Source organism: Georgenia soli, from assembly GCF_002563695.1.
Lineage (GTDB): Bacteria > Actinomycetota > Actinomycetes > Actinomycetales > Actinomycetaceae > Georgenia > Georgenia soli.
In genome coordinates, this window is record NZ_PDJI01000004.1 from 2502161 (window position 1) to 2528182 (window position 26022).

The 26022-nt window shown below is 74.6% G+C and carries 23 protein-coding genes and 1 tRNA gene; 10 read left to right on the plus strand and 14 right to left on the minus strand.

The features are described from left to right. Positions 1-33 precede the first annotated feature (33 nt). The gene (locus ATJ97_RS12650; RefSeq protein WP_098484052.1) at positions 34-2142 is read right to left on the minus strand and encodes a bifunctional copper resistance protein CopD/cytochrome c oxidase assembly protein; all 2109 of its coding nucleotides are present in this window, start codon (positions 2140-2142) and stop codon (positions 34-36) included. 212 nt (positions 2143-2354) lie between these two features. Here ATJ97_RS12650 and ATJ97_RS12655 point away from each other — a divergent pair, with 212 nt between their 5' ends. The 6 genes from ATJ97_RS12655 to ATJ97_RS19855 are packed head-to-tail and all read left to right on the plus strand — an operon-like array spanning position 2355 to position 7899. Then, positions 2355-3374, plus strand: a complete 1020-nt coding sequence (locus ATJ97_RS12655; protein ID WP_211287229.1) for an AAA family ATPase — start codon at positions 2355-2357, stop codon at positions 3372-3374. Between the two features lie 15 nt (positions 3375-3389). After that, on the plus strand, positions 3390-4283 hold the full coding sequence (locus tag ATJ97_RS12660; RefSeq protein ID WP_098484053.1) for a DUF58 domain-containing protein: 894 nt from the start codon (positions 3390-3392) through the stop codon (positions 4281-4283). After that, on the plus strand, positions 4267-4740 hold the full coding sequence (locus ATJ97_RS12665) for a hypothetical protein (protein WP_098484054.1): 474 nt from the start codon (positions 4267-4269) through the stop codon (positions 4738-4740). Before ATJ97_RS12660 ends, ATJ97_RS12665 begins: the two co-directional genes overlap by 17 nt. Next, the gene (locus tag ATJ97_RS12670) at positions 4737-5750 is read left to right on the plus strand and encodes a vWA domain-containing protein (protein ID WP_143427017.1); all 1014 of its coding nucleotides are present in this window, start codon (positions 4737-4739) and stop codon (positions 5748-5750) included. Before ATJ97_RS12665 ends, ATJ97_RS12670 begins: the two co-directional genes overlap by 4 nt. After that, positions 5747-6775, plus strand: coding sequence for a vWA domain-containing protein (locus ATJ97_RS12675; protein WP_143427018.1), 1029 nt, complete (start codon positions 5747-5749; stop codon positions 6773-6775). The genes ATJ97_RS12670 and ATJ97_RS12675 overlap by 4 nt, the downstream gene beginning before the upstream one ends. After that, complete coding sequence (locus tag ATJ97_RS19855; protein WP_098484057.1) at positions 6772-7899, plus strand: hypothetical protein; 1128 nt, start codon at positions 6772-6774, stop codon at positions 7897-7899. Before ATJ97_RS12675 ends, ATJ97_RS19855 begins: the two co-directional genes overlap by 4 nt. Before the next feature lie 3 nt (positions 7900-7902). Here ATJ97_RS19855 and ATJ97_RS12685 read toward each other — a convergent pair whose 3' ends face one another. Both ATJ97_RS12685 and ATJ97_RS12690 read right to left on the minus strand, forming a co-directional pair. Next, complete coding sequence (locus tag ATJ97_RS12685; protein WP_098484058.1) at positions 7903-8478, minus strand: mycothiol transferase; 576 nt, start codon at positions 8476-8478, stop codon at positions 7903-7905. Positions 8479-8560: 82 nt separating this feature from the next. Continuing rightward, positions 8561-9196: a TetR/AcrR family transcriptional regulator gene (locus tag ATJ97_RS12690; protein WP_098484059.1), complete on the minus strand. Its 636-nt coding sequence runs from the start codon at positions 9194-9196 to the stop codon at positions 8561-8563. 111 nt (positions 9197-9307) lie between these two features. On the opposite strand from ATJ97_RS12690, the gene ATJ97_RS12695 reads away from it, so the two are divergent. Next, positions 9308-10141, plus strand: a complete 834-nt coding sequence (locus ATJ97_RS12695; RefSeq protein ID WP_098484060.1) for a variant leucine-rich repeat-containing protein — start codon at positions 9308-9310, stop codon at positions 10139-10141. A 31-nt stretch (positions 10142-10172) separates the two neighbouring features. On the opposite strand, the gene ATJ97_RS12700 is transcribed toward ATJ97_RS12695, so the two are convergent. From ATJ97_RS12700 to ATJ97_RS12730, 7 genes are all read right to left on the minus strand, one after another. After that, positions 10173-10637 carry a (deoxy)nucleoside triphosphate pyrophosphohydrolase gene (locus ATJ97_RS12700; RefSeq protein WP_342746899.1) on the minus strand — a complete coding sequence of 155 codons (465 nt, stop codon included), beginning with the start codon at positions 10635-10637 and terminating at the stop codon, positions 10173-10175. Further along, complete coding sequence (locus ATJ97_RS12705; protein WP_098484061.1) at positions 10634-11095, minus strand: PPOX class F420-dependent oxidoreductase; 462 nt, start codon at positions 11093-11095, stop codon at positions 10634-10636. The genes ATJ97_RS12700 and ATJ97_RS12705 overlap by 4 nt, the downstream gene beginning before the upstream one ends. 171 nt (positions 11096-11266) lie before the next feature. Then, positions 11267-12325 carry a transglutaminase family protein gene (locus tag ATJ97_RS12710; protein WP_143427019.1) on the minus strand — a complete coding sequence of 353 codons (1059 nt, stop codon included), beginning with the start codon at positions 12323-12325 and terminating at the stop codon, positions 11267-11269. Continuing rightward, on the minus strand, positions 12322-14799 hold the full coding sequence (locus ATJ97_RS12715) for a circularly permuted type 2 ATP-grasp protein (protein ID WP_143427020.1): 2478 nt from the start codon (positions 14797-14799) through the stop codon (positions 12322-12324). Before ATJ97_RS12715 ends, ATJ97_RS12710 begins: the two co-directional genes overlap by 4 nt. A 110-nt stretch (positions 14800-14909) precedes the next feature. Further along, positions 14910-15626, minus strand: coding sequence for a YqeB family protein (locus ATJ97_RS12720; RefSeq protein WP_098484064.1), 717 nt, complete (start codon positions 15624-15626; stop codon positions 14910-14912). Positions 15627-15792: 166 nt separating this feature from the next. Further along, positions 15793-17478, minus strand: a complete 1686-nt coding sequence (locus ATJ97_RS12725) for an alpha-amylase family protein (RefSeq protein WP_098484065.1) — start codon at positions 17476-17478, stop codon at positions 15793-15795. 3 nt (positions 17479-17481) lie between these two features. Then, the gene (locus ATJ97_RS12730; RefSeq protein WP_098484066.1) at positions 17482-18444 is read right to left on the minus strand and encodes a TIGR03885 family FMN-dependent LLM class oxidoreductase; all 963 of its coding nucleotides are present in this window, start codon (positions 18442-18444) and stop codon (positions 17482-17484) included. A gap of 92 nt (positions 18445-18536) precedes the next feature. On the opposite strand from ATJ97_RS12730, the gene ATJ97_RS12735 reads away from it, so the two are divergent. Further along, a complete protein-coding gene (locus ATJ97_RS12735; protein WP_245862475.1) occupies positions 18537-19271 on the plus strand; it encodes a M50 family metallopeptidase in 735 nt (244 codons plus the stop codon). A 23-nt stretch (positions 19272-19294) separates the two neighbouring features. On the opposite strand, the gene ATJ97_RS12740 is transcribed toward ATJ97_RS12735, so the two are convergent. After that, complete coding sequence (locus ATJ97_RS12740) at positions 19295-20437, minus strand: serine hydrolase domain-containing protein (protein WP_170037441.1); 1143 nt, start codon at positions 20435-20437, stop codon at positions 19295-19297. A 181-nt stretch (positions 20438-20618) separates the two neighbouring features. Then, positions 20619-20689: transfer RNA gene (locus ATJ97_RS12745), tRNA-Gly, on the minus strand. A gap of 201 nt (positions 20690-20890) precedes the next feature. Here ATJ97_RS12745 and dcd point away from each other — a divergent pair. Together dcd and ATJ97_RS12755 are read left to right on the plus strand one after the other, a co-directional pair. Continuing rightward, the gene (gene dcd / locus ATJ97_RS12750; RefSeq protein WP_170037444.1) at positions 20891-21469 is read left to right on the plus strand and encodes a dCTP deaminase; all 579 of its coding nucleotides are present in this window, start codon (positions 20891-20893) and stop codon (positions 21467-21469) included. Then, entirely contained in the window at positions 21466-22347 is an 882-nt protein-coding gene (locus ATJ97_RS12755; protein ID WP_098484069.1) for a hypothetical protein, read from the plus strand. Before dcd ends, ATJ97_RS12755 begins: the two co-directional genes overlap by 4 nt. Positions 22348-22353: 6 nt before the next feature. Here ATJ97_RS12755 and ATJ97_RS12760 read toward each other — a convergent pair whose 3' ends face one another. Further along, positions 22354-23643 (minus strand): MFS transporter, encoded by a 1290-nt coding sequence (locus tag ATJ97_RS12760; protein WP_245862477.1) that lies wholly within the window; start codon positions 23641-23643, stop codon positions 22354-22356. Then, entirely contained in the window at positions 23640-25928 is a 2289-nt protein-coding gene (locus tag ATJ97_RS12765) for a (Fe-S)-binding protein (protein ID WP_245862479.1), read from the minus strand. The genes ATJ97_RS12760 and ATJ97_RS12765 overlap by 4 nt, the downstream gene beginning before the upstream one ends. Between the last annotated feature and the right edge of the window lie 94 nt (positions 25929-26022).

Here is a 26022-nt window from a genome sequence, read left to right on the forward strand (position 1 = left end):
TGGGCCGGAGCCGTCCGTTGCAGGGGTCCGGGGTCAGGATTCCGGCGTCGGCCGCTCCTCGCCGCCGACGGCGGAGCCGGGCACCTCCTGGGGCGTCTGCCCGGCCCGGGCGGCGAGCATGGCGTTGTAGGCGCGCAGCTCGGCGTCGTGGTCCCGGTCGGCGGCGCGGTCGGACCGGCGGGCGGCGCGGGTGTCGTCCTTCGCCCAGGCCACCGCCACCCCGATGGCGAGCGCGAGCGTCGGCAGCTCGCCGACGCCCCAGGTGATGGCGCCGCCCTTCTCCTGGTCCGCCAGGGCGTCGACGCCCCACGGCAGCCCCAGCCAGCCGAAGTAGTCGGCGGCGAGCAGGGAGGTCTGCGAGATGATCGAGATCCCGAAGAAGGCGTGGAAGCCCATCGTGGCCAGCAGCAGGAGCAGCCGCAGCGGGTAGGAGGGGCGCGCGGGGCCCGGGTCGATGCCGATGAGCGCGTTGGCGAAGAGGTACCCCGCCAGCGTGAAGTGCACGACCATGAGGATGTGCCCCACGTGGGTGGTCAGCGCGAGCTCGAACAGCGGCGTGTAGTAGAAGACCACGAGCGAGCCCGCGAAGTTGACGGCCGCGACCACGGGGTTGGAGAAGAAGCCCGCCACCCGCGAGTGCACGAGCGCCAGCAGCCACTCCCGCGGACCGCGCGAGCCGTCCCGCCGGTGCGGCAGGGCCCGCACCGCGAGGGTGACCGGCGCGCCGAGCACCACGAAGATCGGCACGACCATCGCGAGAAGCATGTGCTCGAGCATGTGCGCGCTGAACAGCACCGACCCGTAGACCGTCGGGCCCGCGTTCGTCACCCAGAAGAACAGCAGCAGCCCGGCCACCCAGGCGATCGTGCGGCCGGCCGGCCAGGTGTCGCCGCGGCGGCGCAGCCGCACCACCCAGGCGAGGTAGACGACGACGGCCGCCACGGCGGCGAAGGCGAGCACCGGCTCGAGGCGCCACTGGGTCAGGTAGGTCAGTGGTGTGGGGTACGGCGGCACCGGGTTGCGCGTGATGAGGTACGTCGGGCTGGCGTCGGTGACCGGTTCCTGCGGCACCGGCGGGGCGGAGGAGCCGAGCGCGACGGCGACGCCGATCACCGCGCCCATCACCAGCACCTCGCCGCCCGCCAGGCGCCAGAAGGGCGCGCCGGGGCGTCGTCCGCCGTCGGAGCCTGCCCGGATCGCCGGGATGGTGGCGCGGCGGTGCGCCCAGCCGGCGACGCCGAGCGCGACGGTCAGCACGATCTTCGTCAGGAGCAGCCGGCCGTAGGGGTCCGTGACGAGGTCCGCCGGGGAGCCCAGCCGGATGAGGGAGTTGACGACCCCGGAGTAGGCCACCATGACGAAGCACCACAGGGCCGTGCGCGAGTACCGCTCGGCGGCGTCGGGCAGGTCCCGTCCCAGCCGTGCCGCCACGAGGCACAGGACCGTGAGCCCGCCCGCCCACACGCACACCGCCCCGACGTGCATCCACCAGGAGGAGACCGCGAGCTCGTGGCTGGCGGCGCCGGCGGCGTGGCCGGTCAGCGACAGCGGGACGAGCGCGACGAGGGCGAGCACCCCGGCCCAGGCGGCGGAGGTGTAGGAGGCGACGGCGGCGGCCGCCAGCGCCACCACCGCGGTGAGCACCGTGGACCACATGAGGTTGCGGCCCAGCTCGATGTCGGTGACGAACTGCTGGAGCTGGGCCCCGTACCCGGGGCCGCCGAGCGTGCCGAGCACGGAGGCGAGGGTGAGCACGAGGTGGGCGAGCTGGGCCAGCGCCCACACCACGGAGGCCAGGGCCCCCACCCGGGCGGCCCGGGCCCAGGCGCGTCCGTCGACGGCGGTGGCGCGGGAGGGGCGGGCGACGTGCCCGCGCGTGCGTGCACCGGGGCGCGGCGTGGCCGGGAGCACGAGCGCGCACAGCGCGAACGCGCCGACCGCGAGGGCCGCCGCGGAGTGCATGAGCACGGTGACCACCGGCAGGCCCCAGCGCACGAACGCGCCGGGGTCGAACAGCGGGGAGGGGGCGGCGGCGCCGGTGACGGCGAGCCCGGCGACCAGCGCCAGCAGGGCGGCCGGGAGGGCGCCGAGCGCCCATGCCCAGGTGCGGTCCGCGGGGGTGGTGGGGGTCGAGTCGGGCACCTCACCAGGGTAGGCGTGGCCCGACCGCGGCTCGACACCGCGACCGCGGGTGGCCCACCGCCCGCGCTCGCGGTGTCGAGCCGCGCTCGCGCTCGCCCGCTCACGGCGCCGCCGGCGCGGCCGGGTGGGGAGTTCTGGCCGTGGCCGGTGCTGACGCCGCCGCGGCCCCGTGCCATACGCTCGACCAGTCACGAGGAGACGGTGGGAGCACGATGAGCGAATCGGCAACGGGGTCCAGGGTCCGGCAGGACGTCATCACGGAGTCGGAGACGGAGCGCGCGACACGGCTGGTGTCCCGGGTCTCCGCGATCTTCGGCGAGCGGGTGGTGGGGCAGGACAGCCTGCGCGTGGCCCTGATCTCCACCATGCTCGCGGGCGGGCACGTGCTGCTGGAGTCGGTGCCCGGCCTGGCCAAGACCACGGCCGCCCAGACCCTCGCCGGCGCCGTGTCGGGGACCTTCCACCGCATCCAGTGCACCCCGGACCTGATGCCCAACGACATCGTGGGCACCCAGATCTTCAACTACGCCACCAACGAGTTCTCCACCCAGCTCGGCCCCGTGCACGCCAACTTCGTGCTCCTGGACGAGATCAACCGCTCCTCCGCCAAGACCCAGTCCGCGATGCTCGAGGCGATGCAGGAGAAGCAGACCTCCATCGGCGGCGAGGTCTACCCCCTGCCGAGGCCGTTCATGGTCCTGGCCACGCAGAACCCCATCGAGGAGGAGGGCACCTACGTCCTGCCCGAGGCGCAGATGGACCGCTTCCTCATGAAGGAGGTGCTCACCTACCCGACGCCGAACGAGGAGGTCGAGATCCTCGAGCTGACCTCCGCCGGCGCCTTCGAGGACCCGATCGAGCACCAGCCGATCACCCTCGACGACGTCCAGTTCCTCCAGGGACTCGTCAGCCGCGTGTACGTGGACCTGTCGATCAAGCAGTACATCGTGGCGCTCATCAACACCACGCGCGGCGGCGGCCCCCGCCCGCTGCCGAACTTCCACCAGCACGTGCGCGTCGGTGCCTCGCCCCGCGGCGGCATCGCGCTCATGCGGGTCGCGCAGGCCGTCGCCCTCCAGGAGGGGCGCACCTACGTAGTGCCCGACGACGTGAAGAAGCTGCGCCACCCGGTGCTGCGCCACCGCCTGGTCCGCACGTACGACGCGCTCGCCAACAACGTCGCCCCCGAGTCCCTCGTGGACGCCGTCTTCGCCACCGTCCCCACCCCCTGACGCCCCCGGGTCCCGATGTCCACGTCCACCTCGCGCCTCGCCAAGGTCCGCGCCCGGCTCGACCTGCCCACGGTCCGCCGGGCCACGGGCCTGCTGGAGGGGCGCCACCGCTCGATCTTCAGCGGGCACGGGCAGGACTTCGACGACCAGGTGGAGTACCGGCCCGGGGACGACATCGGCGACATCGACTGGAAGTCCTCGGCCCGCGCCGGGCACCCGATCATCCGGCGGTTCGTCCGCGAGTCGAACCTCGCCATGGTCCTCGCCGTCGACACGGGGCGGAACATGGCCGCCACGGCGCCGTCGGGGGAGCCGAAGTCGAAGGTCGCGATGTTCGCGGCCGACGTCGTGGCCTACCTGGCGCGCTCCCGCGGGGACCTGGTCGCCCTGGTGGCCGGCGACGCCGAGCGGATGGAGCAGCTGCCCGGCCGCGCCGGCACCGCCCACCTCGAGCTGCTGCTGCGCACGGTCGAGGCGCCGCTGAGCCTGGACGCCCCGCCGTCGGACCTCGGACGGGTGCTGGACCGGGTGCTGACCTGGTTCACGCGCCGCTCCCTCGTCGTCGTCATCACGGACGAGGCCAGGCCCGGTCCGGAGCACGAGGACGCCCTGCGGCGCCTGCGCACCCGCCACGAGGTCATGGTGATCGCCGTCGCGGACGCCCTGCCCACCGCCCACGGCATCGGGCCGACGGCGGACGTCGACGGCGCCGCCCCGCTCCCGGCGTTCCTCCGGGACGACGAGAAGCTCCACGCGGAGGCCCTCGCCGCCGTCGAGGCCCGCAAGGCCGACGTGCGGGCCGTGCTGCGCCGTCGGGGCATCGAGTCGGTCACCGTGGCCGGCGAGGACGACCTGGTGGACCGGCTCATCGACCTGCTCGGGAGGCAGCGCCGTGTCGCCCGACGTTGACCTGCTCGCCCCGGAGGCGTACGCGTGGTGGGTGCCCGCCCTCGGCGTGCTGCTCCTGCTGCTCGTCGCCGCCTGGTACGTGTTCGTCCACCGCTGGACCGACCCCGCCCGCGTCGCGGAGCGGGCGCGGCAGCGCCGGGCGCCGGTGCCGATGACCAACAACATCCGCCAGCGCTTCGCCGCCGAGGTGGACGAGCACCACGAGCGCTACCGCGAGGGCGAGTACGACCTGCGCGAGCTGCACCTGGAGCTCTCGCGCACCATGCGCGAGTTCGCCTCGGAGCGGATCGGCACGGACGTGCGGGCGTGGACCCGCGGTGACGTCGCCGGGTACGACCCGACCCGCCGCATCGGCGGCCTGCTCGCCCAGTGGGAGGAGCCCAGCTTCGCCGTCCGGTCCGACGCCGAGGCGGCCTCCTCCGCCGCGCACGCCAAGGAGGTGATCGCGCAGTGGTGACGCCCTGGCTCGTGCCCGTCGTCCTCGTCGCGATCGCCGCCGCGGCCGCCCTCGGCTGGTTCCTGCACCGCCCCGAGAAGCGGGCCGCCGCCGTGACGTGGGTGGCCAACTCCGGGTACCTGCGGTCGCTGACGAGCTACCGCCGGCGCATGCGGGTGCTGCGGGGAGGTCTCGCCGCCGCGGCCGCGGCGCTCGCGCTGGCCTCCCTGGCGACGGCGTCGCTGACCGCGCGGCCGGTGGACCGCGACGTGCGCTCGGAGGTGCTCGCCACCCGCGACATCGTGCTGTGCCTGGACGTCTCCGGCTCGATGATCGAGCTCGACACCGAGATCGTGCAGAAGTTCTCCGAGATGGTCGACTCCTTCCAGGGGGAGCGCATCGCGCTGAGCATCTGGAACAACACCTCGCGCACGGTCTTCCCCCTCACGGACGACTACGCCCTGGTCAAGGAGGAGCTGGACACGGCGGCGTCGGCGCTCGACTTCGACCTGGACGCCTGGGTGTACGACCAGGAGGCGCTGAAGAAGCTCGAGGACTTCCTCGTCGGCACCGTCTCGCTGGACAACGAGTCCTCCTCGCTCGTGGGCGACGGGCTCGCCACCTGCGCGCTGGCCTTCGACGCCGCGGACACCGAGCGCTCCCGCTCGATCATCCTCGCCACCGACAACCTCGTGCTCGGCACCCCCATCTACGCCCTGCCGGAGGCCGCCCAGCTGGCGGCGGACCGGGACATCACCGTCCACGGGATGTACGCCTCCCTCTCGGACGCGGACTCGGCCAGCGCGAAGGCGGAGATGCAGCAGGTCATCACCTCGGGCGGCGGACTCTTCTTCGAGGCCGACGACCCGGCCGCCGTCGACGGCATCATCGAGGACATCGAGGCCCAGCAGGCCATCGACCTCGACGCCGACCCGCAGCTGGTCATCACCGACCGCCCGGACCGCTGGTACGGCTGGCTGGTGGCCGGCCTCGGCGCCTTCCTCCTCGTGGTGTGGAGGGTGCGGACATGATCCTGCGGATGGTCTGGCCCGTGTGGGCGCTGGTGATCGTCGTCGGCCCGCTGCTCGCGCTGTGCGTCCACGCCTGGCTGCGGGCGCGCCGCACCCAGGACGGCACGGACGTCGCGTGGCTGCGGCGGGGCGGCATGGTCCTCTCGACCCTGCTGATCGGGCTCGCCCCGGCGGTTCCGGCCGCCACGGAGACGGTGGAGACGAACGCGGAGGTCTTCTTCGTCGTCGACCGCACCGGGTCCATGGCGGCCGAGGACTACGACGGGGGCCGGCCCAGGCTCGACGGGGTGCGCCACGACCTCGTGGCCCTCATGGAGGCGATGCCCGGCGCGCGCTACTCCGTCATCGGGTTCGACTCCCAGGCCGCCCGGCAGCTGCCGCTGACCACGGACTCCCGGGCCGTGCGCTCGTGGGCGGAGACGCTGCGCCAGGAGATCACCTGGTACTCGGCGGGGTCGACCATCGACCGGCCGGTCGCCGCGCTGACCCAGACTCTCGAGGCGGCCGCCGAGCGCAACCCCGCCAACGTCCGCCTGGTCTTCCTGCTCTCGGACGGTGAGAACACCGACGGCGACAACTCCTCCTCGACCGCCCAGGAGGGCGCCTACGCCGCGCTCGCCCCGCTGGTCGACGGCGGGGCCGTGCTCGGGTACGGCACCGCGGAGGGTGGTCAGATGCGCTCCTACGACGGCACCGATGCCTCCGGCCCCGGTACCGACGCCCCGTGGATCACCGACGACACCCAGCCCGGGTCGCCGCCGGCCGTCTCGCGCATCGACGAGACCAACCTGCGCCGCGTGGCCGAGGATCTCGGGGTGGAGTACACGCACCGGCTCGAGCCGGGCCCGGTGGACCAGCTCGTCGCGGGCATCGACGTCCAGGAGATCGCCGCCGACGGCCGCCGCGACATCGACACCTACCGCGACGTCTACTGGCCGGCGGCCGCCCTCCTCGCGGTGCTGACCGCGTGGGAGGCGTTCGAGCTCGCCGCCCGGTGGCGGCGGGTGCGAGAGGTGACCGCGTGAGCGAGCAGCGAGGAGGCCCCGGCCTGGGCCACGGGCGGAAGGCGCCGCGCCCGCCCCTGCCCGAGCACCTGCGCCTGCGCCGGTGGATGCTCGGCCTCTCCTCCCCGGTCGTCCTGATCCTGCTCCTGGGGGGCAGCCTGCTGCTCGGCGTGACCTTCGGGAACCTGCACGCCCGCGCCGCCTACGACGACGGCCGCTACGCCACCGCCGCCGACCGGTTCAGCTACCAGGTGCCGTTCACCTCCGGGGTGGTCGAGCCGTGGAAGGCGTGGTTCAACGCCGGCACCGCCGAGTTCCAGACCGCGGAGCACTTCCGCGCCGTCGAGGACCTGCGCGAGGCCCACCGGCTCGTCCCGCCCGGCACCACGGACGCCGACGGAAACCCGGACCCCACGACGCCGGAGTGCCGCGTCCGCACGAACCTCTCCCTGGCCCTGGAGGCCATGGGCGACGACGCGCAGGAGGCCGGGGACCCTGCCATGGCGCTGGTGCACTACAACGAGGCGATGGACATGATCGGCCCGTGCACCTCGGACGGGCAGTCGGAGTCCGACGAGCAGCAGCAGGACCAGAGCCAGGACCCGTCGCAGGACCAGAGCCAGGACCCGTCGCAGGACCAGAGCCAGGACCCGTCGCAGGACCAGAGTCAGGACCCGTCCGACCAGCCCAGCGACGGCCAGGACGGCAGCGAGAGCCCGTCCCAGGAGCCGGGCCAGGACCAGTCGCAGCAGCCGGGCGAGGACCCCAGTCAGCAGCCCGACCAGGGGCAGAACCAGCAGCCCGACCAGGGCCAGCAGCAGCCCGACCAGGGCCAGAACCAGCAGCCGGGCGGCGGCACCCCGGACCAGACCGAGCAGCGTCAGCGGCAGAAGGCCGACCAGGCGCAGCGCGACGCGCAGGGCGGCAGCTCCCAGGACCAGCCGGGCGGGCCCGGCCAGGACGACCCCTCGGGCGGGCAGGGCCCCGGCAACGAGGATGCGCCGTCGGGCGGCGGGGACGAGCAGCAGCAACCGACCGACCCCAAGCAGCGCGAGCTCGAGGAGCGCAACCGCCAGGCGGACCGCGACCGCCAGGAGCAGGAGCAGCAGCAGGGCGGAGGCTTCGGCGGCGGCCAGAACTGGTGACGTTCAGGCCTCGCCGACCGACGGGAGCATCGGCCAGTCGGCCGGCGGATCCTCCCCGACGCGGCCGTCGATCGCCTCACGCAGAAGGTCCATGTGGCCGGTGTGGCGGCCGTACTCCTCGATCAGGTCGTGCAGGTGACGGCGCACGCTTGGGCGCGCACCGTCGAACTCGAGGTGGCCGGGCTGGTCCAGTCCGCCGTCGACGAGGAGGTCCTGCAGGGTGGACCGCGAGCGCGCGACAGCTGCCTCCCACAGGCCGTAGACCTGCTCGGCGCTCTCGTCGGGGTCGACGGTGAACTGCCACCGGGCGACGTCGTTCTCGGGCACCGCCAGCCAGGTGACGGGCGGGCGGCCGGACATCCGCCAGCAGAAGATGTCGTCCTCGCACACGGCCAGGTGCTTGAGCAGCCCGCCGACGGTCAGCTCGGAGGTGGGGACAGCTCGTGCGCGGAGCTGGTCCACGTCGAGGCCGTCGGCCTTCCACCGGAAGGTCGCACGGAGGCGCTCGAGCGTGCCGATCGCATGCTCGACGTCGGTCCCGGCAAGCGGTGGTTCCCAGGGCGGATCGTGACGCGTCATTGCGTTCCTCCTGACGAGGGGTCGGGCCTGCGGGTGCTGGTTGCCACGGGTGCGTGGCTGCCTGGCGCTGGCTCCGGGCCGGTCAGGCGACCTGGGCGGCGTCCGCGGCCGTGACGGCGGGGCCGGAAAGCGGGGCCCCGACCGCTCGGAGCACGAACTCCTCGGTCGCGGCGGCGAAGGCCGAGCGACCCGGTTCCTGCTGCGGCCCGCGGCGCCCGCTCAGGCAGGCGTGCACCAGCGGCACAACGGAGTCGAGGTCCTGGTCGGGGATGTCACCGGCCTGGATGGCCCGGGTCAGGATCTCGCGCAGCAGGCCCTCGACCTGACGGACGTGGGAGCGCAGGTCCTGCACCGCCTCGCGGGAGACGACCTCGCGCAGGTCCGGGCCGGGCGCGAAGTGGTACGACGGTGCGAGCGCGAGCTGCTGGCGGACGTAGACCCGCAGCTGTTCCACCGGCTCCTCGACCTCGGCCAGGGAGTCCTCCAGGGAGCGCACGTACGCCGACGTCTCGTGCTCGATGAACGCCAGGAGCAGCGACTCCTTGTCGGGGAAGTGGTTGTACACGGCCGTGCGGCCGATGCCCGCACGCGAGGCGATGTCTGCGAGCGAGATGGCGTCGAAGCCTCGCTCACCCATGAGGCCGGAGAGGGCCCCGAAGAGAGCCTCGCGGGTGCGCTGGCGGTGCTCCGCCAGGGAGCCGCCGATGATCTTGGGCATGGACAGATCATGCCACTTGCTGACGAAGTTGCGCGAATCGTCGTGAAGAGCGGGGTGGCTGGTCCGATGCCCTAACCTCCGGAGGAGAACGACCGTAACCGAAGGAAACACATGGCCGCCGCCGACCAGTACTCGTCCTACGACGCCAGCCACCCGTCCACGCGCCCCGAGGTGCTCGCCGAGATCGCTCAGCACCGCCCGGAGCTGCGCGCGCTGGTGGCCGCGAACCCGTCGACCCCGGAGCCCACGGCGCAGTGGCTCGCCGGCCTCGGCGACGTGGCGGTGGACGCAGCGCTGCGCCGTCGTGCGGGAGCGTCCTCCCCGTGGCAGCAGCCGGACGCCGGACCGCAGGCCGCGTACGGGCAGCAGCCGGGTCTCGACGCGCAGCCCGGCGCCCACGAGTCCGCCGGCCACAGCCAGCCGGGCGCCTACGGACAGCCCGCCGGCCACAGTCAGGCGGGCACTTACGGCGAGCCCGCCGGCTACGGTCAGCCGACCGGTTTCGTCCAGCCCGGCCCGAACGGTCAGCCCGCGGGGTACGGCCCCGCGTACGGGGCCTCCTACGGCCAGCCCGGTCACCAGGGTGCCCAGCCGCCGTACGGCTACCAGAACCCGCAGGCGGGGCCGTGGACGACGGCGCAGCCGAGGTCCAGCTCGGCCGTGAAGTGGATCGTCGGCGGGGCCGTGCTCGTGATCGTCGCGGTGGTCGCCGTCGTCATCGGGCTGATCAGTTCAGGGTTCGGTGGCTTCGAGACCTCCGGGCCCGACGGCTACGGCGAGGACGCCGCGCTCGACGCCCTGTGGGACAAGTGCGAGGCCGGGAACGCCCAGGCGTGCGACGACCTCTTCCTGGAGTCGCCCTTCGGCTCCGAGTACGAGGAGTTCGGCGGCTCGTGCGGCGGGCGCTTCCCCGGCACGGACCAGTACTGCACCGATCTGATGTGACCCGGCGCTGACGTGACCTCGCGCGGCGGGCTCAGGCCGTCGCGTCCATGAGGGCCCGGACGATGGGGCGGTCGGGCTCGAGCCAGTCGAGATCCTCCAGCGCGTCCCGCTCGACCCAGCGGAGCTCCCCGTGGTCCTGCAGCGGGGCCGCCGCGCCGGCGGTGATCTCCGCCAGCCACACCCGCATCCGCAGGTGGTCGAGGATGGGCCAGTCCGCGCCCCCGTCGGCGGGCACCACCCGGCCGAGCCGGACCTCGACGCCCAGCTCCTCGGCCAGCTCGCGGTGCAGGGCGGCCACCGGCGTCTCGTCCGGCTCCACCTTGCCGCCGGGCAGCTCCCACTTGCCCGCCAGGTGGGCCGGCGCGGAACGCTGCGCGCACAGCATCGACGTCGGGCGGTCGAGGGAGTCCACGATCGCCGCGGCCACCACGAGGCGCCTCGGCCGGGCTGCGCCACCGGCGTCGGCGGCCGCGGCGTCGGTGACGGCGTCGCTCAAGCGAGCCTCGCCGGGAAGCCGCCGGTGGCCACCGGTCCCCACGACTCGACGGTGATCCGCACCAGCGACTTGCCCTGGTCGCGCATCGCCTGGCGGTACTCGTCCCAGTCGGGATGCTCGCCGGCGATCGAGCGGTAGTAGTCGACGAGCGGCTCGAGGGCCTCCGGCAGGTCCAGCACCTCCGCGGTGCCGTCGAGCTGGATCCACGGGCCGTCGAAGTCGCCCGACATCACGCACAGCGACGCGCGCGGGTCACGCCGCAGGTTCGTCGTCTTCGCGCGGTCGGGGTAGGTGGAGACCACCACGCGGCCGGCGTCGTCGAGCCCGCAGGTCACCGGGCTCATCTGCACGCCGCCGCCGGACCGGTGGGTGAGCAGCACCGCGTGGTGACGGGCGGCGACGAAGTCCTGCATGTCCTCGCGCGAGACGGTGGTGGTCGTCGCGATGTTCCTGGCCATGACGGGCAGCGTATCGGCACCGGCGCGCGCCTCTCTCGGGACACCGTGCGGGCAGAGCGCTGATCCTGGGCGGAGCGTGGTCGACCGCTGTCCGACACCGCGACCGCGCGTGGTGCGCCACCCGCGGTCGTGGTGTCGACCCGCGCTCGCAGAAGGGGCCTCTCCGGCGGCTCAGGCGCTCACCTCGGCGTGGAGGTCCTCGTCGGAAAGCCGCTCGAGCTCCACGGCCGTCTCGACCCGCGCGCCCTCGACGGCGGAGTAGGCGATCCCGCGCAGGGGAGCGACCTCGCCGGCGTCGCGGCCCCAGCCCAGCACCACGTAGCGCTCGTCCACGAGGGCGTCGTTGCCGGGGTCGACGTGGAGCCACCCGCCTCCGGGCACCCACACCGCGACCCACCCGTGCACGGCTCCCGCACCGCCGACGGGCCGACCGCCGTCGGGTAGACCGCCGTCGGGCCGACCGCCGCCGGCCGGGCCGTCGTGCGGCGCGGGGCCCGGCGAGGGGGCGCTCCCGAGCTCGGCCGGAGGCGTCGTGTCGACGTAGCCGGACACGTACCGGGCGGAGAGCCCCAGCGCGCGCAGGGCCGCGATGGTGAGGTGAGCGAGGTCCTGGCTCGTGCCGGACCGGCTCTCGAGCACGTCCCCCGTGCCCGCAGCCTCCGCCGTCGGACCGGGGCGGCGGGCCAGGTCCTCGTGGACGCGGTGGGCGAGGTCGGCCACCACCGGGACCAGCGGTGCGCCGGGCCGGAACGACGGCAGCGCGTACTCCAGGACCCGCTCGTCGGGGGCCGCCAGCTCGGAAGGCAGCGCCGACTCCACGATGGTCATGACCGACGACGGACCCTCGCCCTGCTCGCCCCGGCCGGTCGCCCGCATGCCGCTGAGCGAGGCGACCGCCCGTTCCCACGGCACCTGGGGCAGGGCCGAGGCGTCGGCGCGGCGGCGGCTGACGGTCACCAGCGACCTCGCCACCACCTCCAGCACCGTGTGCTCGGTCGCGACGTGGAAGTACTCCGACCGGTTGCCGGCCGGGTCCACGTACGCGGACTGCTCCGCCGGCCCGGGGGAGACGGTGAGCGCCGCCCGGTGCACCCGCTGGCCGCCGCCGTCGCGGGGGAGCAGCATCGCGCGCCCGTACGAGCTGGCGACCGGTTCGGGGTAGGTGTACGTGCTGCGGTGCACCAGCCGGTAGTGGCGGTGGCCGCCGCCACCGGCGCTGCGTCTGCTCATGCCGGCCGCCGTCCGCCGGGCCACCGGGTGGGCGTCGGCCGGGTGAGGTGGACCCGGGTGATCTCGGCGCCCAGCTCGTCCAGCCGCCACGCCATGGACCCGAGCGTGCGCTCGAGGACGGTGCGCCGTCCCTCGGCGTCCTCCCGGACGGCGCGGTCGGTGCGCAGCTCCGTGAGCAGGTCGCCGACGTCGTCGAGCAGCTGGTCCCGCGTGGCCGGCCCGCGGGCCACGGCCGGCAGGTCGGCGAGGTGCCGGCGCAGGTGCTCCAGCTGGAACGCCAGGGACCGCGGGTTGGCCGGGTCGGCCAGCAGGAGGTCCAGCACGGCCCGGACCCCGCCGGCCGGGTAGCGGCGCCGGAACGTGATGGCGGACTCGTGGGCGGTGACCACCGCCGTCGTCACCAGCGTCTCGACGGCGGGGTCGCGCCTGACCCCGAGCGTCGCCCGCAGCGTGGCGACGACGTGGCGGGAGCGCTCGAGGCGGCGGCCCACCTCGAGCATGCGCCACCCGACGTCGCGGACCAGGGACTCCGCGTAGATGCCCTGCAGCGTGAGCAGGGCCTCGAGCAGGCGCATCAGCACCGGCCCCTGGCCCGCTCCGCCGTCGCCGACGTCGGCGCGGCGGCGTGCCCGTTCCTGCTGCAGGGTGCGCTCCATCGAGGAGAGGGCGAGCCACACGTCCGGCGTGAGGTGGTCGCGCACGCCGGCCGCGTCCCGGGCGAGCCGGGCGAGCGTCCACGCGAGCGACCCCTCGAGCGACTCGTCGGTGACCAGCTCGGCGAGTCCCGCGTCCGCCGTCGTCTCGCGCAGGGCCGCGAGCAGGACGCCGAGGGCCTGGCCGCCCGGGTCGTCGGCGGAGGTGCCGGGGCGGGCGTGGTAGTCGTCCCAGAGGTCCGCGACCGTCCGGAGCATGCGCACGGCGGCCTCGGCCCGCTCGGTGTGCCGGCCGAGCCAGAAGAGGTCGTCGGCCACGCGCGGGGAGATGGTCGCGTCGGGGGAGCGGCCGGGCAGGAGCCCGTGACCCGGCAGCGCCGGTGCGGCCACGCGCAGCGGCTCGGGGGCCAGCACCCACACGTCTTTCGCGGTGCCCGGCAGCGTCGTGCCGGTGAGCGTCGCCCGCGGCCCGGCGCCCACGTGCCCGAGCGCGCCGCTCATGACGAGGTAGTCGGCCCCGTGCGCGAGCGTGAAGGTGCGCAGCGACGTCGGCCGGGGCTCGAGCGCCCCGCCGGCCAGGGTCGGGGTGGTCGAGGCCTCCACCGGCTCCTGACCCACCCACCCCGCGGGCCGCGCCGCGATCCGGGCGGCGAGGTCCGCCCGCTCGCCCAGGCTCAGCTCCCAGCCGAACGCCGGCGGCTCGGCGCCGGAGACGGGCCGGACGATGAGGCGGCCCAGGTTCGCGATGACGTGCGAGCACATCGACCGGTCGCCGCACCAGTACGTCACCGCCGACGGCAGCTCCAGCTCCTCGTCGAGCAGGGCCCGGGACAGGCGCGGCAGGTAGGTGGCGAGCGCGGGGTTCTCCAGGACCCCGGATCCGAGGGTGTTGACGACGGACACCGCGCCGCTGCGCGCGGCGTGGACGAGCCCCACGGTGCCCTGGGTCGAGGCGGGGTCGAGGTCGAGCGGGTCGGCGGCGTTGGCCGGCACCGCGCGCAGCAGCACGTCGACGGGCTCACGCCGGCCGAGGGACCGCAGCCACACGCGGCCGTCCTCGACGGCGAGGTCACCGCCCTCGACGAGCGGGACGCCGAGCAGGAGGGCGAGGTAGCCGTGGTCGAACGCGGTCGGCGCGGCGGGGCCCGGGGCGAGGACCGCCACGCGGGGGTCGTCGCGGGCCGCGGACGGCGCGGCGCCGAGCAGCGCGTCGTACAGGGCCGCGTAGAACGGCCCCACCCGCCGGGTGCGGGACGCCCGGTAGGGCCCGGCGAGCGCCTCGGCGACGACCCGCCGGTCCGCCATGACGTAGCCCATCCCGAGCGGGACGTCGGTGCGGTCGGTCAGGACGGTCCAGGCGCCGTCGGCGTTGCGGGCGAGGTCGGTCGCGGTGTGGAAGAGCTGGTGCGGGCCCGGGACGGTGATGCCGTGCGCGGCGCGGACGAAACCGGGGTGGGCGAGCACGATCTCGGGCGGCAGCAGCCCGGAGGTGAGGAGGCGGCGCTCGCCGTAGAGGTCGGTGAGGACCTGGTCGAGGAGGCCGGCGCGCTGGCGCAGGCCCCGTTCGAGCCGCTGCCACTCGAGCTCGTCCACGAGGACGGGCAGCGGGTCGAGGCGCCAGCCGTCGTCGCCGCCGTAGGTCACGCCCTGGTTCTGCAGCAGGGTGACGACGTCGGAGCGGGCCGCCTCGAGGCGTTCGGCCCGGCCGAGCCGGGCGTACTCCGCCAGCTCTGTCCAGGCCGAGCGGGTCGGGCCGGTGGCCTGCAGCATCTCGTCGTGACCGGGACCGTGGGCACGGTAGGCCTCGAGCAGGTCCCCCACGGCCGCCACCTCCCGGACGCCCCGCGGTTGTTCCTGCCCTCGGTAAAACAGGTGCGGTGCGCGCAGAGGCGACTTTACCGGGGATTTGCCTCGTGGATGCCGGGAACCGGTCAGGCGGCGGCGACCTGCGGGGCGAGGAGGGCCTCGACGGCCCGCCACTGCTGTCCCGTGCTGCGGCGGCCCGGCCGGTGCAGGTCGCGGACCATGATGCCGCGCGCCGCCAGCTGGCGGCGCAGGAGCTCCGCATCCCCGTGGGAGCCGTCCGCGAGCGCCGCCGAGCGGGCCTCGAGGAGCCGCAGGTCGTCGGTGGTCAGCCCGGCCGCCGGGCACACCGGGACGAACGCGTCGTCGTGCGGGTCGGACTCCACGGGCCGGGGGAAGCCGTGCCGGTCCAGCGCGTCGCGCAGGGCGGCGCGGTCGAGGTCGCAGCGCACCCGCGCGAGCTCGACGGTCCCCGGCCCGATCAGCACCAGGTCCTGCGCGAGGACCACCGTGGTGACCAGGTGGCGCGGCACGGAGACGCGGGCGTCGTCCCACTCCAGGGTCAGGGCGCGGTCGCTCACGGTGGCGCGCAGCGACTCGCCGTAGACCGTGACGGCGAGCAGCACGCCGACGAGCAGGCCGAGACCGGCCATGACGGCCAGTGCGACCGGCTCGCCGACGTGCCCGCCGACGCCCAGGACGCCGTCGAACCCTGCGCTCACCTGCGCGAGCCCCTCCAGCCCGAGACCGGTGAGCAGGCCGAGCAGCGCGCCGGCCACGGGGTGGCCGGCGAAGAGGGCGGCACGTACGCGCCGGGGCAGACGGACCGATGTGGTGCCGGCCATGCTTCCCTCCTCGACTCGCGCTGCGGGCGGCTCCTGGGAGGCCGCCCCGACATGCTCAAGCGTGCCGTGCGCGCCGGTGCCGAGGCATCACCTTTAAGGATGAAAAGTCCCTGATCACCTGCATCCCTGGTCGTAGGTGACTCCCCCTAAGGGCCTGGTCGGGGCCTCAGGGCAGACGGCGGTCGCCGGGGTGCATGACGCGCAGCCAGCGGTACCCGTAGCCGTCGAGCGGCAGCTCCACCCGGCCGCGCTCGTCCAGCCGGCTCCGGCCCTCCTGGAGCAGGTCGACCAGGTCGGTGCCGCCGTCGTCCTCCTCGAGGGCGAGCGGGACGACGACGGGCTCGGGGCCGAGGTTGTGCAGCAGCACCATCGACGCCTCGTCCCAGGTGCACCGGTGCGCGAGCACGGCGTGGTGCGGCTGGTCGAGCACCTCGAAGGCGCCCCAGCCCAGCTCGGGGCACTCGCGGTAGCGCTGGGCCATGAGGGTGATGTGGCGCAGCAGGGAGTCCGGGTCGTGGCGGGACCTGGCCACGTTGACGTGCTCGGGCCCGTAGCCGCCGGTGACCACGGGGGCGACCAGCTTGCTCGCCGGGGCGGGGGAGAAGCCGCCGCCCGGCTCGTCCGTCCACTGCATCGGCGTGCGCACGGCCATGCGGCCCGGCAGGTCGAGGTCCTCGCCCATGCCGATCTCCTCGCCGTAGAACAGCACGGGCGTGCCGGGCAGGGCGAACAGGAGCGAGTAGGCCATCTTCAGGCGGCGGGGGTCGCCGCCGAGCATGGGCGGGAGGCGTCGCTTGAGGCCGCGCCCGAAGAGCTGCATCTCCGGCTCCGGGCCGAAGGCGGCGAAGACCTCCTGCCGCTCGGCGTCGGTGAGCTTGTCGAGCGTCAGCTCGTCGTGGTTGCGCAGGAAGTTCGCGTACTGCGAGTCCGGCGAGATCTGGTCCAGGGGACGGTCGCGCAGGGCCTGGGCCAGCGGCCGGGCGTCCTCGCGGGCCATCGAGAGGTAGATGTTCTGCATGCCGACGAAGTCGAACATCATCGTCAGCTCGTCGCCGTCCCGCCCGCCGAAGAAGGCCACCTGGTCCTCGAACGGCACGTTCACCTCGCCCAGGAGGATCGCGTCGCCGCTGCGACGCTGGAGGAACTGGCGCAGCGCGCGCAGGTACGCGTGCGGCTCGGAGAAGTCGTGCTTGTCGTGCTCCGACATCCCGAGGTCGTTGAGGAAGAACGGCACGGCGTCCACGCGGAACCCGTCGACGCCCAGCTGCAGCCAGAAGCCCATCACGCTGGCGATGGCGTCCTGGACCTTCGGGTTGGCGATGTTCAGGTCCGGCTGGTGCCGGTAGAAGTGGTGCAGGTACCACTCGCCGGTCCGCTCGTCCTTCTCCCAGATGGAGTCCTCCTTGTCGGGGAAGACCACCTGGTCGGAGGTGTCGGGCGGCGGGTCGGAGCGCCACACGTAGTAGTCGCGGTACGGGTTGTCCTTGCTCTTCCGTGCCTCCTTGAACCAGGGGTGCTGGTCGGAGGTGTGGTTGACGATCAGGTCGATGATGACCCGCATCCCGCGGTCCTTGGCCGTGCGGATGAGCTCGACGACGTCGCCGTGGTCCCCGAGCCGCGGGTCCACCCCGTACATGTCCGACACGTCGTAGCCGTCGTCCTTGCCGGGCGTGGGGTAGAACGGCATGAGCCACAGGCACGTCACGCCGAGCTCGGAGAGGTAGTCCACGCGCTGGGCCAGGCCGGTGAAGTCGCCCACCCCGTCACCGTTCGCGTCGAAGTAGGTCTCGACGTCGAGGCAGTAGATGACGGCGTTCTTCCACCACAGGTCGGACGTGTCGGTGATCCGCAACGGTCAGGCCTCCTTCAGGGCGGGCAGGATCTCGGTGGCCGCCACGTCGAGCCAGGGTGCCTGGTGCTGGCCGACGTGGTGGAGGTAGATCTCGTCGAAACCGAGCGCGGCGTACTCGCGGATCCACTCCACGTGCTGGGCGGGCTCGGCCGAGACGCGGACCGCGCCCTCGACCGTCGCGACCGTGACGTCGCGGCTGGCGGCGTCGAAGTGGGCCGGGGTTGCCGCGTCGAGGCTGAGCGGCTCGGGGAAGACGTTGGAGCGCCACTGGTCGTGGGCGATCGCCTCGGCCTCGGAGCGGGTCGGGGCCCAGGACAGGTGGAGCTGCAGGGCCAGGGGGCCGCGGCCGCCGTTGTCGCGGTAGGCGGCGACCACCTCGCGCAGCGTCTCGTGGGGCTGGTTGATGGTGATCATCCCGTCCGCCCACGCGGCCGCCCGCGCCGCGCTCGCGGCGCTGATGGCCGTGGCGACGAGCGGGACCGGCCGGGCGGGCAGGTCGTAGAGGCGGGCCCGGTCCACCCGGACGAGCCCGTCGTGGCTCACCTCCTCGCCGGCGTGGAGGCGCCGGATCACGTCCACGCACTCCTCGAGGCGCCGCACCCGGGTCCCCTTGTCCGGCCAGCGGTCCCCGGTGACGTGCTCGTTCATCGCCTGGCCCGAGCCCAGCGCCACCCAGTAGCGGCCCGGGAACATCTCCCCGAGGGTCGCCGTCGCCTGGGCGACGATCGCCGGGTGGTAGCGCTGGCCCGGCGCGTTGACCGACCCGATCCGGAAGGACGTGGTGGCCAGGGCGGCGCCGAGCCAGGACAGCGTGAAGCCCGAGTGTCCCTGGCGCTCGCTCCACGGCATGAAGTGGTCGGAGGACATCGCCATGTCGAAGCCTGCGCGCTCCGCCGCCTGGACGTCGGCGAGCAGCTGGCTCGGCGCGATCTGTTCGTGGGAGCAGTGGAAGCCGTAGGTGGTCACGCTCCCCTGTCTAGGGGCTTCCGGGCGTCCTCGCCTCCCGAACGGCCCGGCGTCGGCCGGAACCACCCGGTCCGCCGGGGGAGGATGGGTCCGTGGGAGAGACCCTGGACGACGTCGGACCCTGGCTCGCGGAGGCCTGGTCGCGGCTGCGGCCCGGCCCGGTCCCGGCGGAGGACGCCGCGGTGCTGGCCGTCGTGGTGGCGGCGGTCGTCGCGGCCGTCGCGGTGCCGCTGCTGTGGCGCCACCTGCGGGTGGTGGTGACGGTGGTGCACGAGCTCGGTCACGGTCTGGTCGGCGTGCTGTGCGGGCGCCGGTTCACCGGTTTCGTGCTGCGCGGTGACATGTCCGGCCACGCGGTGACCGTGGGGCCGGCACGCGGGGCCGGCAGGGTGCTGTCCACCTGGGCCGGCTACCCCGCACCCGCCGTCGTGGGGGCGCTGCTCGTGCGAGCCGCGGGCACCGGCTGGGCCCCGACCGTGCTCGGCGTGGGGGCTCTCGTCCTGCTCGTCTCCCTCGTCCGCGTCCGCTCCTGGTACACCGCGCTGGTGATGGTGGCGCTGACCGCTGCGACGGCGGCTCTGTGGTGGTGGGTCGGCGGCGCGCTGCAGGCGGCGGTGCTCCTCGGTGTCGGGCTGTTCCTGCTCGTGGGGGCGTGGCGCCACCTCGGGGCGCTGCTCGGCAGCCGCTCGCCGGGCTCGGACGCGGCCGTCCTCGCCGGCCTGACGCGGGTGCCGCGGTGGTGCTGGGTCCTCAGCTTCGCCGTCGTCCTCGGCCTGGCGTCCTGGTTCGCGCTCGCCCCGTTCGGGGCGCTCGCGGGCCTGGCCTGAGCGGCGGGCGCTGACCGGGACCGTCACCACGCCCGGAACACGACACGGCTGAACTGGTACGGCGACGGGTCGAGGTCGTCCTCGTTCGCCAGCACCACCAGCACGTCACCGGACTCGCTGCGCACGGCGGCGAACGCCTTGAAGCCGGGCAGACTGCCTCCGTGGCCGTACCCGGGACCGGTCGACAGCTGCACGCGCCACAGGCCCAGCCCGAAGCCCGCCCGGCCGCGGAAGTCGGTCATCTCCCCCATCGCGGCCGCGGACAGGAGCTCGCCGGCGGCGAGGGCGCGGAAGAACGTCGTGAGGTCCTGCGCCGTCGAGACCATGCCGCCGGCGGCCCAGGCCGCCGTCTCCAGCGAGTGGAGCGAGGTCTTCTCGCTGTTGGCGTCGGTGCCGAGCTCCTGGGAGAACCCGGTGACCGGCTCCGGCCCGCCCGGCGGGAGGGCGGTCCGGCCGAGGCCGAGCGGTCCGGTGATCCGGGTCCGCAGGTTCTCCGCGAGGCTGCGCCCGGTGACCTTCTCCACGACCAGGCCCGCCAGGACGAAGTTCGTGTTCGAGTAGGCGGTCTGGGTGCCCGGCGGGAAGTCGCGGTCGAGGGCCTCGACGATCGCGAGGGAGTCCTCCGGCGTCCACGTCCGCGCCGGGTCTGCGAGCACGGCGGTCTCGAAGGCGGGCTGTGCGGCGTAGTCCGGGATGCCGCTGGAGTGGTTCAGCAGCTGCCGCACGGTCACCCCGTCCACGAGCGGCGCGTCCGGCAGGTAGGCCGACACAGGGTCGTCGAGGGCGACGGCGCCGGCGTCGACGAGCTGGAGGACCATGACCGCGGTGAAGGTCTTGGTGATGCTGCCGATGCGGAAGGCGTCGTCGGGCCGGAGCGGGGTGCCGCGGGTGTCGGCACGGCCGGCGGCGCAGAGGCGCACGGGCTCGCCGTCGCGACCGACCGCCACCACCAGGCCGCCCGCATGGCCGGCGGCGAGGTCGTCCAGCACCTCCTGCAGCGTCGGTCCCGGGCGGCGCGGCTCGCTGCCGCACGACGACGGCGCCGCCCACGTGGTGCCGGCCGTGGTGGTCGCGGCCGTCGGCCCCGCCGACGGCGCAGTCTCGGTGGTCCGGGGGAGCGGCGGCTCGTCGAGGACCGTCCCGCAGGTCGTCAGCAGCAGGGTCACACCCACGACGGTGCTCGCCAGCCGTGCACGGCACGGCCTCGACGAGGCCCGCCTCTCCGGTGGCCCATGACGCGCTCCGCCAGCAGGGGTCCCCGGGGACGTCCATGCTCCGGCGCCGGCCGTGAGACGACAAGAGCCGCACCGGGTGATCCCGGTACGGCTCCTGTGTCATCCGTGCGAGAGCGGGTGACGGGAATCGAACCCGCGCTGTCAGCTTGGGAAGCTGAAGTTCTACCATTGAACTACACCCGCAGTGCGCCTTGTGAGCGCGCCGCCACTATACCCATCCTCGGGCGGCCTGGACGAAATCCGGGTGCCCCCGCCGACGTGACCTGCGCCGCGTCGCAGGCTCTGCGTGGGTACAGGTCGCACGCCCCGCGTGGGTCAGGCCGCCCGTTCTCGTGTCCGGACGCCCGCCTGGCCGCCGTCCGCGGCGGTGGCAGGATGGGCGCCGTGCTGCTCTCCGACCGTGACATCCGCGCCCAGATCGACTCCGGACGCGTCCGGCTGGACCCGTTCGAGCCCGAGATGATCCAGCCCGCGAGCCTCGACGTCCGCCTCGACCGCTACTTCCGGCTGTTCGACAACCACCGGTACCCGGTCATCGACCCGTCGCAGGACCAGCCGGAGCTGACCCGCCTCGTCGACGCCGGGCCGGACGACCCGCTGATCCTGCACCCGGGCGAGTTCGTGCTCGGCGCCACGTACGAGCAGGTGACGCTGCCCGACGACATCGCCGCCCGCCTCGAGGGCAAGTCCTCCCTCGGGCGCCTCGGCCTCCTCACGCACTCCACCGCAGGATTCATCGACCCGGGCTTCACCGGCCACGTCACCCTCGAGCTGTCGAACACGGCGACCATGCCGATCATGCTCTGGCCGGGCATGAAGATCGGGCAGCTGTGCTTCTTCCAGCTCTCCTCGGCCGCCGAGCACCCGTACGGCTCCGGCGTGCGGGGGTCGCGCTACCAGGGGCAGCGCGGGCCGACCGCGTCGCGCTCGTACCTGAACTTCCAGCGGACGCCGGTGCGATGAGCGCGCCGCTCGTCCGCACGCTCGCGGAGCCGCACCACCTGCTGGTGCTGGCGGCGGACGTCCACCCCGACGAGCTGGAGGCGCTCGCGGTCTCCCGCAGCGACACGGCGAGCTGGGCGGGGGAGGCCGACCTGCGCCTGGCCCCCGGCGTGCACCTGACGGGCCCGTGGTCGCTCGACCCGGAGCTGCGGGACGCCTTCGACCTGCCCGCCTGGGCGGCGCAGGCGTTCCTGCTTCGCTGCCCCGTCCAGCGCGGGGGAGCGCTGCCGCCGGAGCTGCAGGGGGTCGACCCCCTGCTCGACGCCTTCGTCGAGGGTGTCCCGGTGGGCGTCGAGCAGGAGGCCCTCGACCACCTGCGCGCCTTCGCCCGGCGCCTCGGCGGGGCGCTGCGGCTCGCCGGCTCCGGCGCCGTCGTCGTGCCCGACCCGGAGGCCGCGACCGACCTGACGGTGATGTCACCGGTGTGGCTCGACCCCGACGCGTGCCTGCAGGTGCTCCAGCAGTCGCTCCCGCACGTGCGTTCCCTGCTCGACGACGTCCCCGAGGCGGCCGCCGAGGGGCTCGAGGGGTACGGCATGGTCTCCGAGCTCGGCTCCGGCGACCTCGTGGAGCTCATCGCGTCCGGCACGGCGCGCACGCCGGCGGTGCTGCGCGGGGAGGAGTGGGCGTCGGAGGGCGTCGTCACCTACGAGCTGCGCTGGCGCCCGGCGCACCCCGAGACCGCGTTCGCGGCCCGCCCGCCGCTCGGGCAGCGCCGCGCCCGCTCGGAGGCCGCCGCGCTGATCGAGCGGGCCGCCGTCGCGCTGCACGCCGTCGTCGGCGGCGAGATCAGCGACGACGACGGCTTCCTCGTGGACCCCGCCGACCTCGAGGGCTGAGCCGCCTCAGGCCCCACGCCCCGGCACGCGCCGCGCCCGGGCCGCCAGCGCCACCACCGGCACCACGCACAGCCCCGACACGACGGCGAGACCCGGGAAGCCCGCGACGGCCAGCAGCGGGCCGGAGACGATCGCGCCGAGCGCCGCGGCGGCGTTCATCAGGGCGTCACCGGTGCCCTGCACGAGCGGGCGGGAGCGGGCCGGCACGGACTCCGACAGCAGCGCCGCCGCGGGCACCGTCACCACCGACCACCCGAGCCCGAGCAGGAACAGGCCCGTGGCCACCGCCGGGGTCGACGCGGCGCCGAGCAGGTTCACCGCCGCCGCCCCCACGAGGGTCACCTGGCCCGCGAGGATCGTCGGCACCTGGCCGAACCGGTCCGCGGCGGCCCCGACCACCGGGGCGAGGGCGAACATGCCGAGCACGTGCAGGCTGATCGTCAGGCCCACCACCCCGACGCCGTGACCCAGGTGCGCGAGATGCACCGGTGTCATGGTCATGACCGAGACCATCGCCACGTGCGCGAGCACGAGCGCCGTCAGCGCGAGCGCGCCCCGTGGGGACGCGCGCACCTCGCGCAGCGCGGCCGCGAACCCCGCACGCCCGGGCAGTGGCGCCCCTCCGCCCGGCCGGGCGTCGGCGGCGGTGTGGCGCTGGGCGAGCAGCAGCGGGTCCGGGCGCAGGCCGAGGGCGACGACGCCGGCGGTCACGGCGAGCAGCACCGCGCCGATCGCGAAGGCGCCGGCCAGGGGAGCGAGCCCGAGGCGCGCCTCGACCCACTCGCCCGGGAGACCGAGGTTGGGCCCGACGACGGCCCCGAGCGTGCCGATCCAGACCACGAGCGCGAGGCTGCGCGCCCGGTGCGCGGGCTCGGCGAGGTCCGTGGCGGCGAACCGCGACTGCAGGCCGGCCGCCGCACCGGCGCCGGTGCCGAGCATGCCGAGCACCAGCAGGACGGTGGAGCCGGTCTGGGCGGCTGCCACCAGCAGCGCCGTCCCCACGGCCGCCACCGTCCACGCCAGGGTGAGGGAGCCGGCGCGCCCCCGCCGCGCGGCGAGCGCGCCGAGGGGGAAGGCCGCCAGCGCGGCGCCCACCGTCGTCGAGGAGCGGGCGAGCCCGGCCCACGTCTCCGAGGCGGTGACCTGCTCGGCGAGCAGGACGCCCACCGACGGGGCGGCACCGATGCCCAGGGTCCCGAGCACCTGGGCGACGAGCAGCGTGGTCAGCGTGCGGCGCCGCGCGCGGACGACGTCGGGCAGCTCGAGCCAGGTGGCGGGTGGGTCAAACGCGCTCACGCGTGGTCCTCGCCGCGGCGGACCCCGGCGAGCAGCAGCTGGGCCACGTCCATGACCTCGACGTCGTCGCCGTTGGCGGCCGCGCCGTCGGAGAGCATGGTGATGCAGAACGGGCACCCGGTGGCCACCGCCGAGGCGCCGGTCCCGGCCGCCTCACGGGCACGCTCGGCGTTCACGCGGGTGCCGATCTTCTCCTCCATCCACACCCGGGCGCCGCCGCCCCCGCAGCACATGGCGTCCACGCCCGACCGCGGCATCTCGGCCACCTCGACGCCGTCGAGGGCGCCGAGCAGCTCGCGCGGCGGGGCGTAGATCTGGTTGTGCCGGCCCAGGTAGCAGGGGTCGTGGTACGTGACGGTGCGTGCGTCGTCGCTGCCGGGCTCGGGCGGGACGGGGCGGAGGCTGCCGTCGCGCACCAGCCGGTTGAGCAGCTGGGTGTGGTGGACCACCTCGTAGTGCCCGCCCAGCTGCGGGTACTCGCGGGCGAGGGTGTTGAAGCAGTGGGCACAGGTGACCACGATCCTCGTGGCGCCGGCCTCGGCGAGGGTCTCGACGTTCTGGGCGGCGAGCATCTGGAAGAGCAGCTCGTTGCCGGACCGGCGGGCCGGGTCGCCGGTGCAGGACTCGCCGTCGCCGAGCACCGCGAAGGAGACCCCTGCCGTGTGCAGCAGCTCGGCCACCGCGCGGGTGGTGCGCCGCGCCCGGTCCTCGAACGCGCCCGCGCACCCCACCCAGAAGAGGTAGTCGACCTCGGCGGCCGACTCCACGTCCGCCCCCACCACCGGCACCTCGAAGGGCAGGCCCTTGGCCCAGTCGAGCCGCTTCCGCGGCGCCATGCCCCACGGGTTGCCCTTCGACTCGAGCTTCCTGAACATCTGGCCCAGCTCGGCCGGGAACGCCGAGGCCATGAGCACCTCGTGCCGGCGCAGGTCGAGGATGTGGTCGACGTGCTCGATGTCCACCGGGCACTGCTGCACGCAGGCTCCGCAGGTGGTGCACGCCCACAGCACGTCCGGGTCGATGACGTCCGGCACCAGGGTGTCGGGCACGGCGGCGACGCCGTCCGGGCCCGTGGCGCCGGACGCCGCCAGCGCCCCCAGCACGTCCCCGGTGTGGGGACGGAAGCCGTCCCGGCCCGCGACGGCGGCGGCGACGTCGTCCGTGGCGCCCGTCGCCCCGGCGCCCGCCGCCCCCGCGCCCGAAGCGGCGCCGGCCGCGCGCAGGAACGGCGCGGCCGCGGCGGCGTGGTCGCGCAGGGCCAGGGTGAACAGCTTCGGCGAGAGCGGCTTGCCGGTGTTCCACGCCGGGCACTGCTCCTGGCACCGGCCGCACTCGGTGCAGGTGGAGAAGTCGAGCAGGCCCTTCCAGGTGAAGTCCTCGATGCGGCCGACCCCGAGGGTGGCGTCCTCCGGCAGGTCCTCCAGCGCCTCGACGTCCAGCTCCCGGCCGTCCACGACGACCGGCTGGAGCGGCCCGAGGGCGGGGGCGCCGTCGGGCTCGCGGCGGGCGTAGACGTTGACCACCGCGAGGAAGCGGTGCCAGGCCACGCCCATCGTGGGCTGCAGCCCGACCACGACGAGCCAGGCCAGCGACACGAGGATCTTCACCGCCGCCACGGCGGCGATCGCGCCGGCGAGCACGCCGCGGTCCGCGCCGGCGAGCAGCTCGCCGAGCCAGCCGGTGAGCGGGTAGTGCAGCGGGGTGGCCAGCGCCGCCTCCTCGGCGCTCCCGCCGGAGAGCCAGGCGTGCTCCAGCGCGCGCAGGGTGAGGACGCAGACGACGACGGCGAGGATCACGCCCTCGACGACGTACGCCTGCCACCGCGTCGAGCCGAAGAACCGGGACCGGCGGGCCGTGCCGACCGCCTCGTCACGGTCCGGCTGGGTCCGCTGCCGCACGACGATCAGCCACCCGATGCCCGCCAGCCCCAGCCACGCGATCGCCTCCGTCAGCCACTCCCACGGCGGCAGGTGCCCGATGAGGGGGAGCGCGAACCCGGGGTCGACCAGCTGTCCGTAGCCGGTGACGAGCGTGAGGAAGAGCAGCGGGAAGGACACCATGACCGCCCAGTGGGCGACCCGGACGGCCGGGCGGTGCTGGAACCGGCCGTGCCCGAGCACCTCCTTGACCAGGGTGAGGGTGCGGCGCCCCGCGGGAGCCAGCCGCCCCGGCGCCGGGCGTCCCGCACCGACCTGCCGGACGATGGACGCGACCCCGCGGGCGAACACGGCGAGCGCCACCACCGTCGCGAGCGCGACGATCACGAGCAGCACGGTCTGCAGCACGGGGTGGTCCTTCCGGCATCGGTGGAGTTCGCCACACGGTACCTCCGACCACCCCCACGGCGGCCGGTCGCCTGCACCGCCCGGCGGCCGCGGG

Bases quoted from the DNA above. Each gene is read 5' to 3' on its own strand.
- ATJ97_RS12655 (WP_211287229.1), top strand. From the start codon at position 2,355: ATGAGCGAATCGGCAACGGGGTCCAGGGTCCGGCAGGACGTCATCACG.
- ATJ97_RS12660 (WP_098484053.1), top strand. From the start codon at position 3,390: ATGTCCACGTCCACCTCGCGCCTCGCCAAGGTCCGCGCCCGGCTCGAC.
- ATJ97_RS12675 (WP_143427018.1), top strand. From the start codon at position 5,747: ATGATCCTGCGGATGGTCTGGCCCGTGTGGGCGCTGGTGATCGTCGTC.
- ATJ97_RS12685 (WP_098484058.1), bottom strand. From the start codon at position 8,478: ATGACGCGTCACGATCCGCCCTGGGAACCACCGCTTGCCGGGACCGAC.
- ATJ97_RS12690 (WP_098484059.1), bottom strand. From the start codon at position 9,196: ATGCCCAAGATCATCGGCGGCTCCCTGGCGGAGCACCGCCAGCGCACC.
- ATJ97_RS12695 (WP_098484060.1), top strand. From the start codon at position 9,308: ATGGCCGCCGCCGACCAGTACTCGTCCTACGACGCCAGCCACCCGTCC.
- ATJ97_RS12705 (WP_098484061.1), bottom strand. From the start codon at position 11,095: ATGGCCAGGAACATCGCGACGACCACCACCGTCTCGCGCGAGGACATG.
- ATJ97_RS12710 (WP_143427019.1), bottom strand. From the start codon at position 12,325: ATGAGCAGACGCAGCGCCGGTGGCGGCGGCCACCGCCACTACCGGCTG.
- ATJ97_RS12720 (WP_098484064.1), bottom strand. From the start codon at position 15,626: ATGGCCGGCACCACATCGGTCCGTCTGCCCCGGCGCGTACGTGCCGCC.
- ATJ97_RS12755 (WP_098484069.1), top strand. From the start codon at position 21,466: ATGAGCGCGCCGCTCGTCCGCACGCTCGCGGAGCCGCACCACCTGCTG.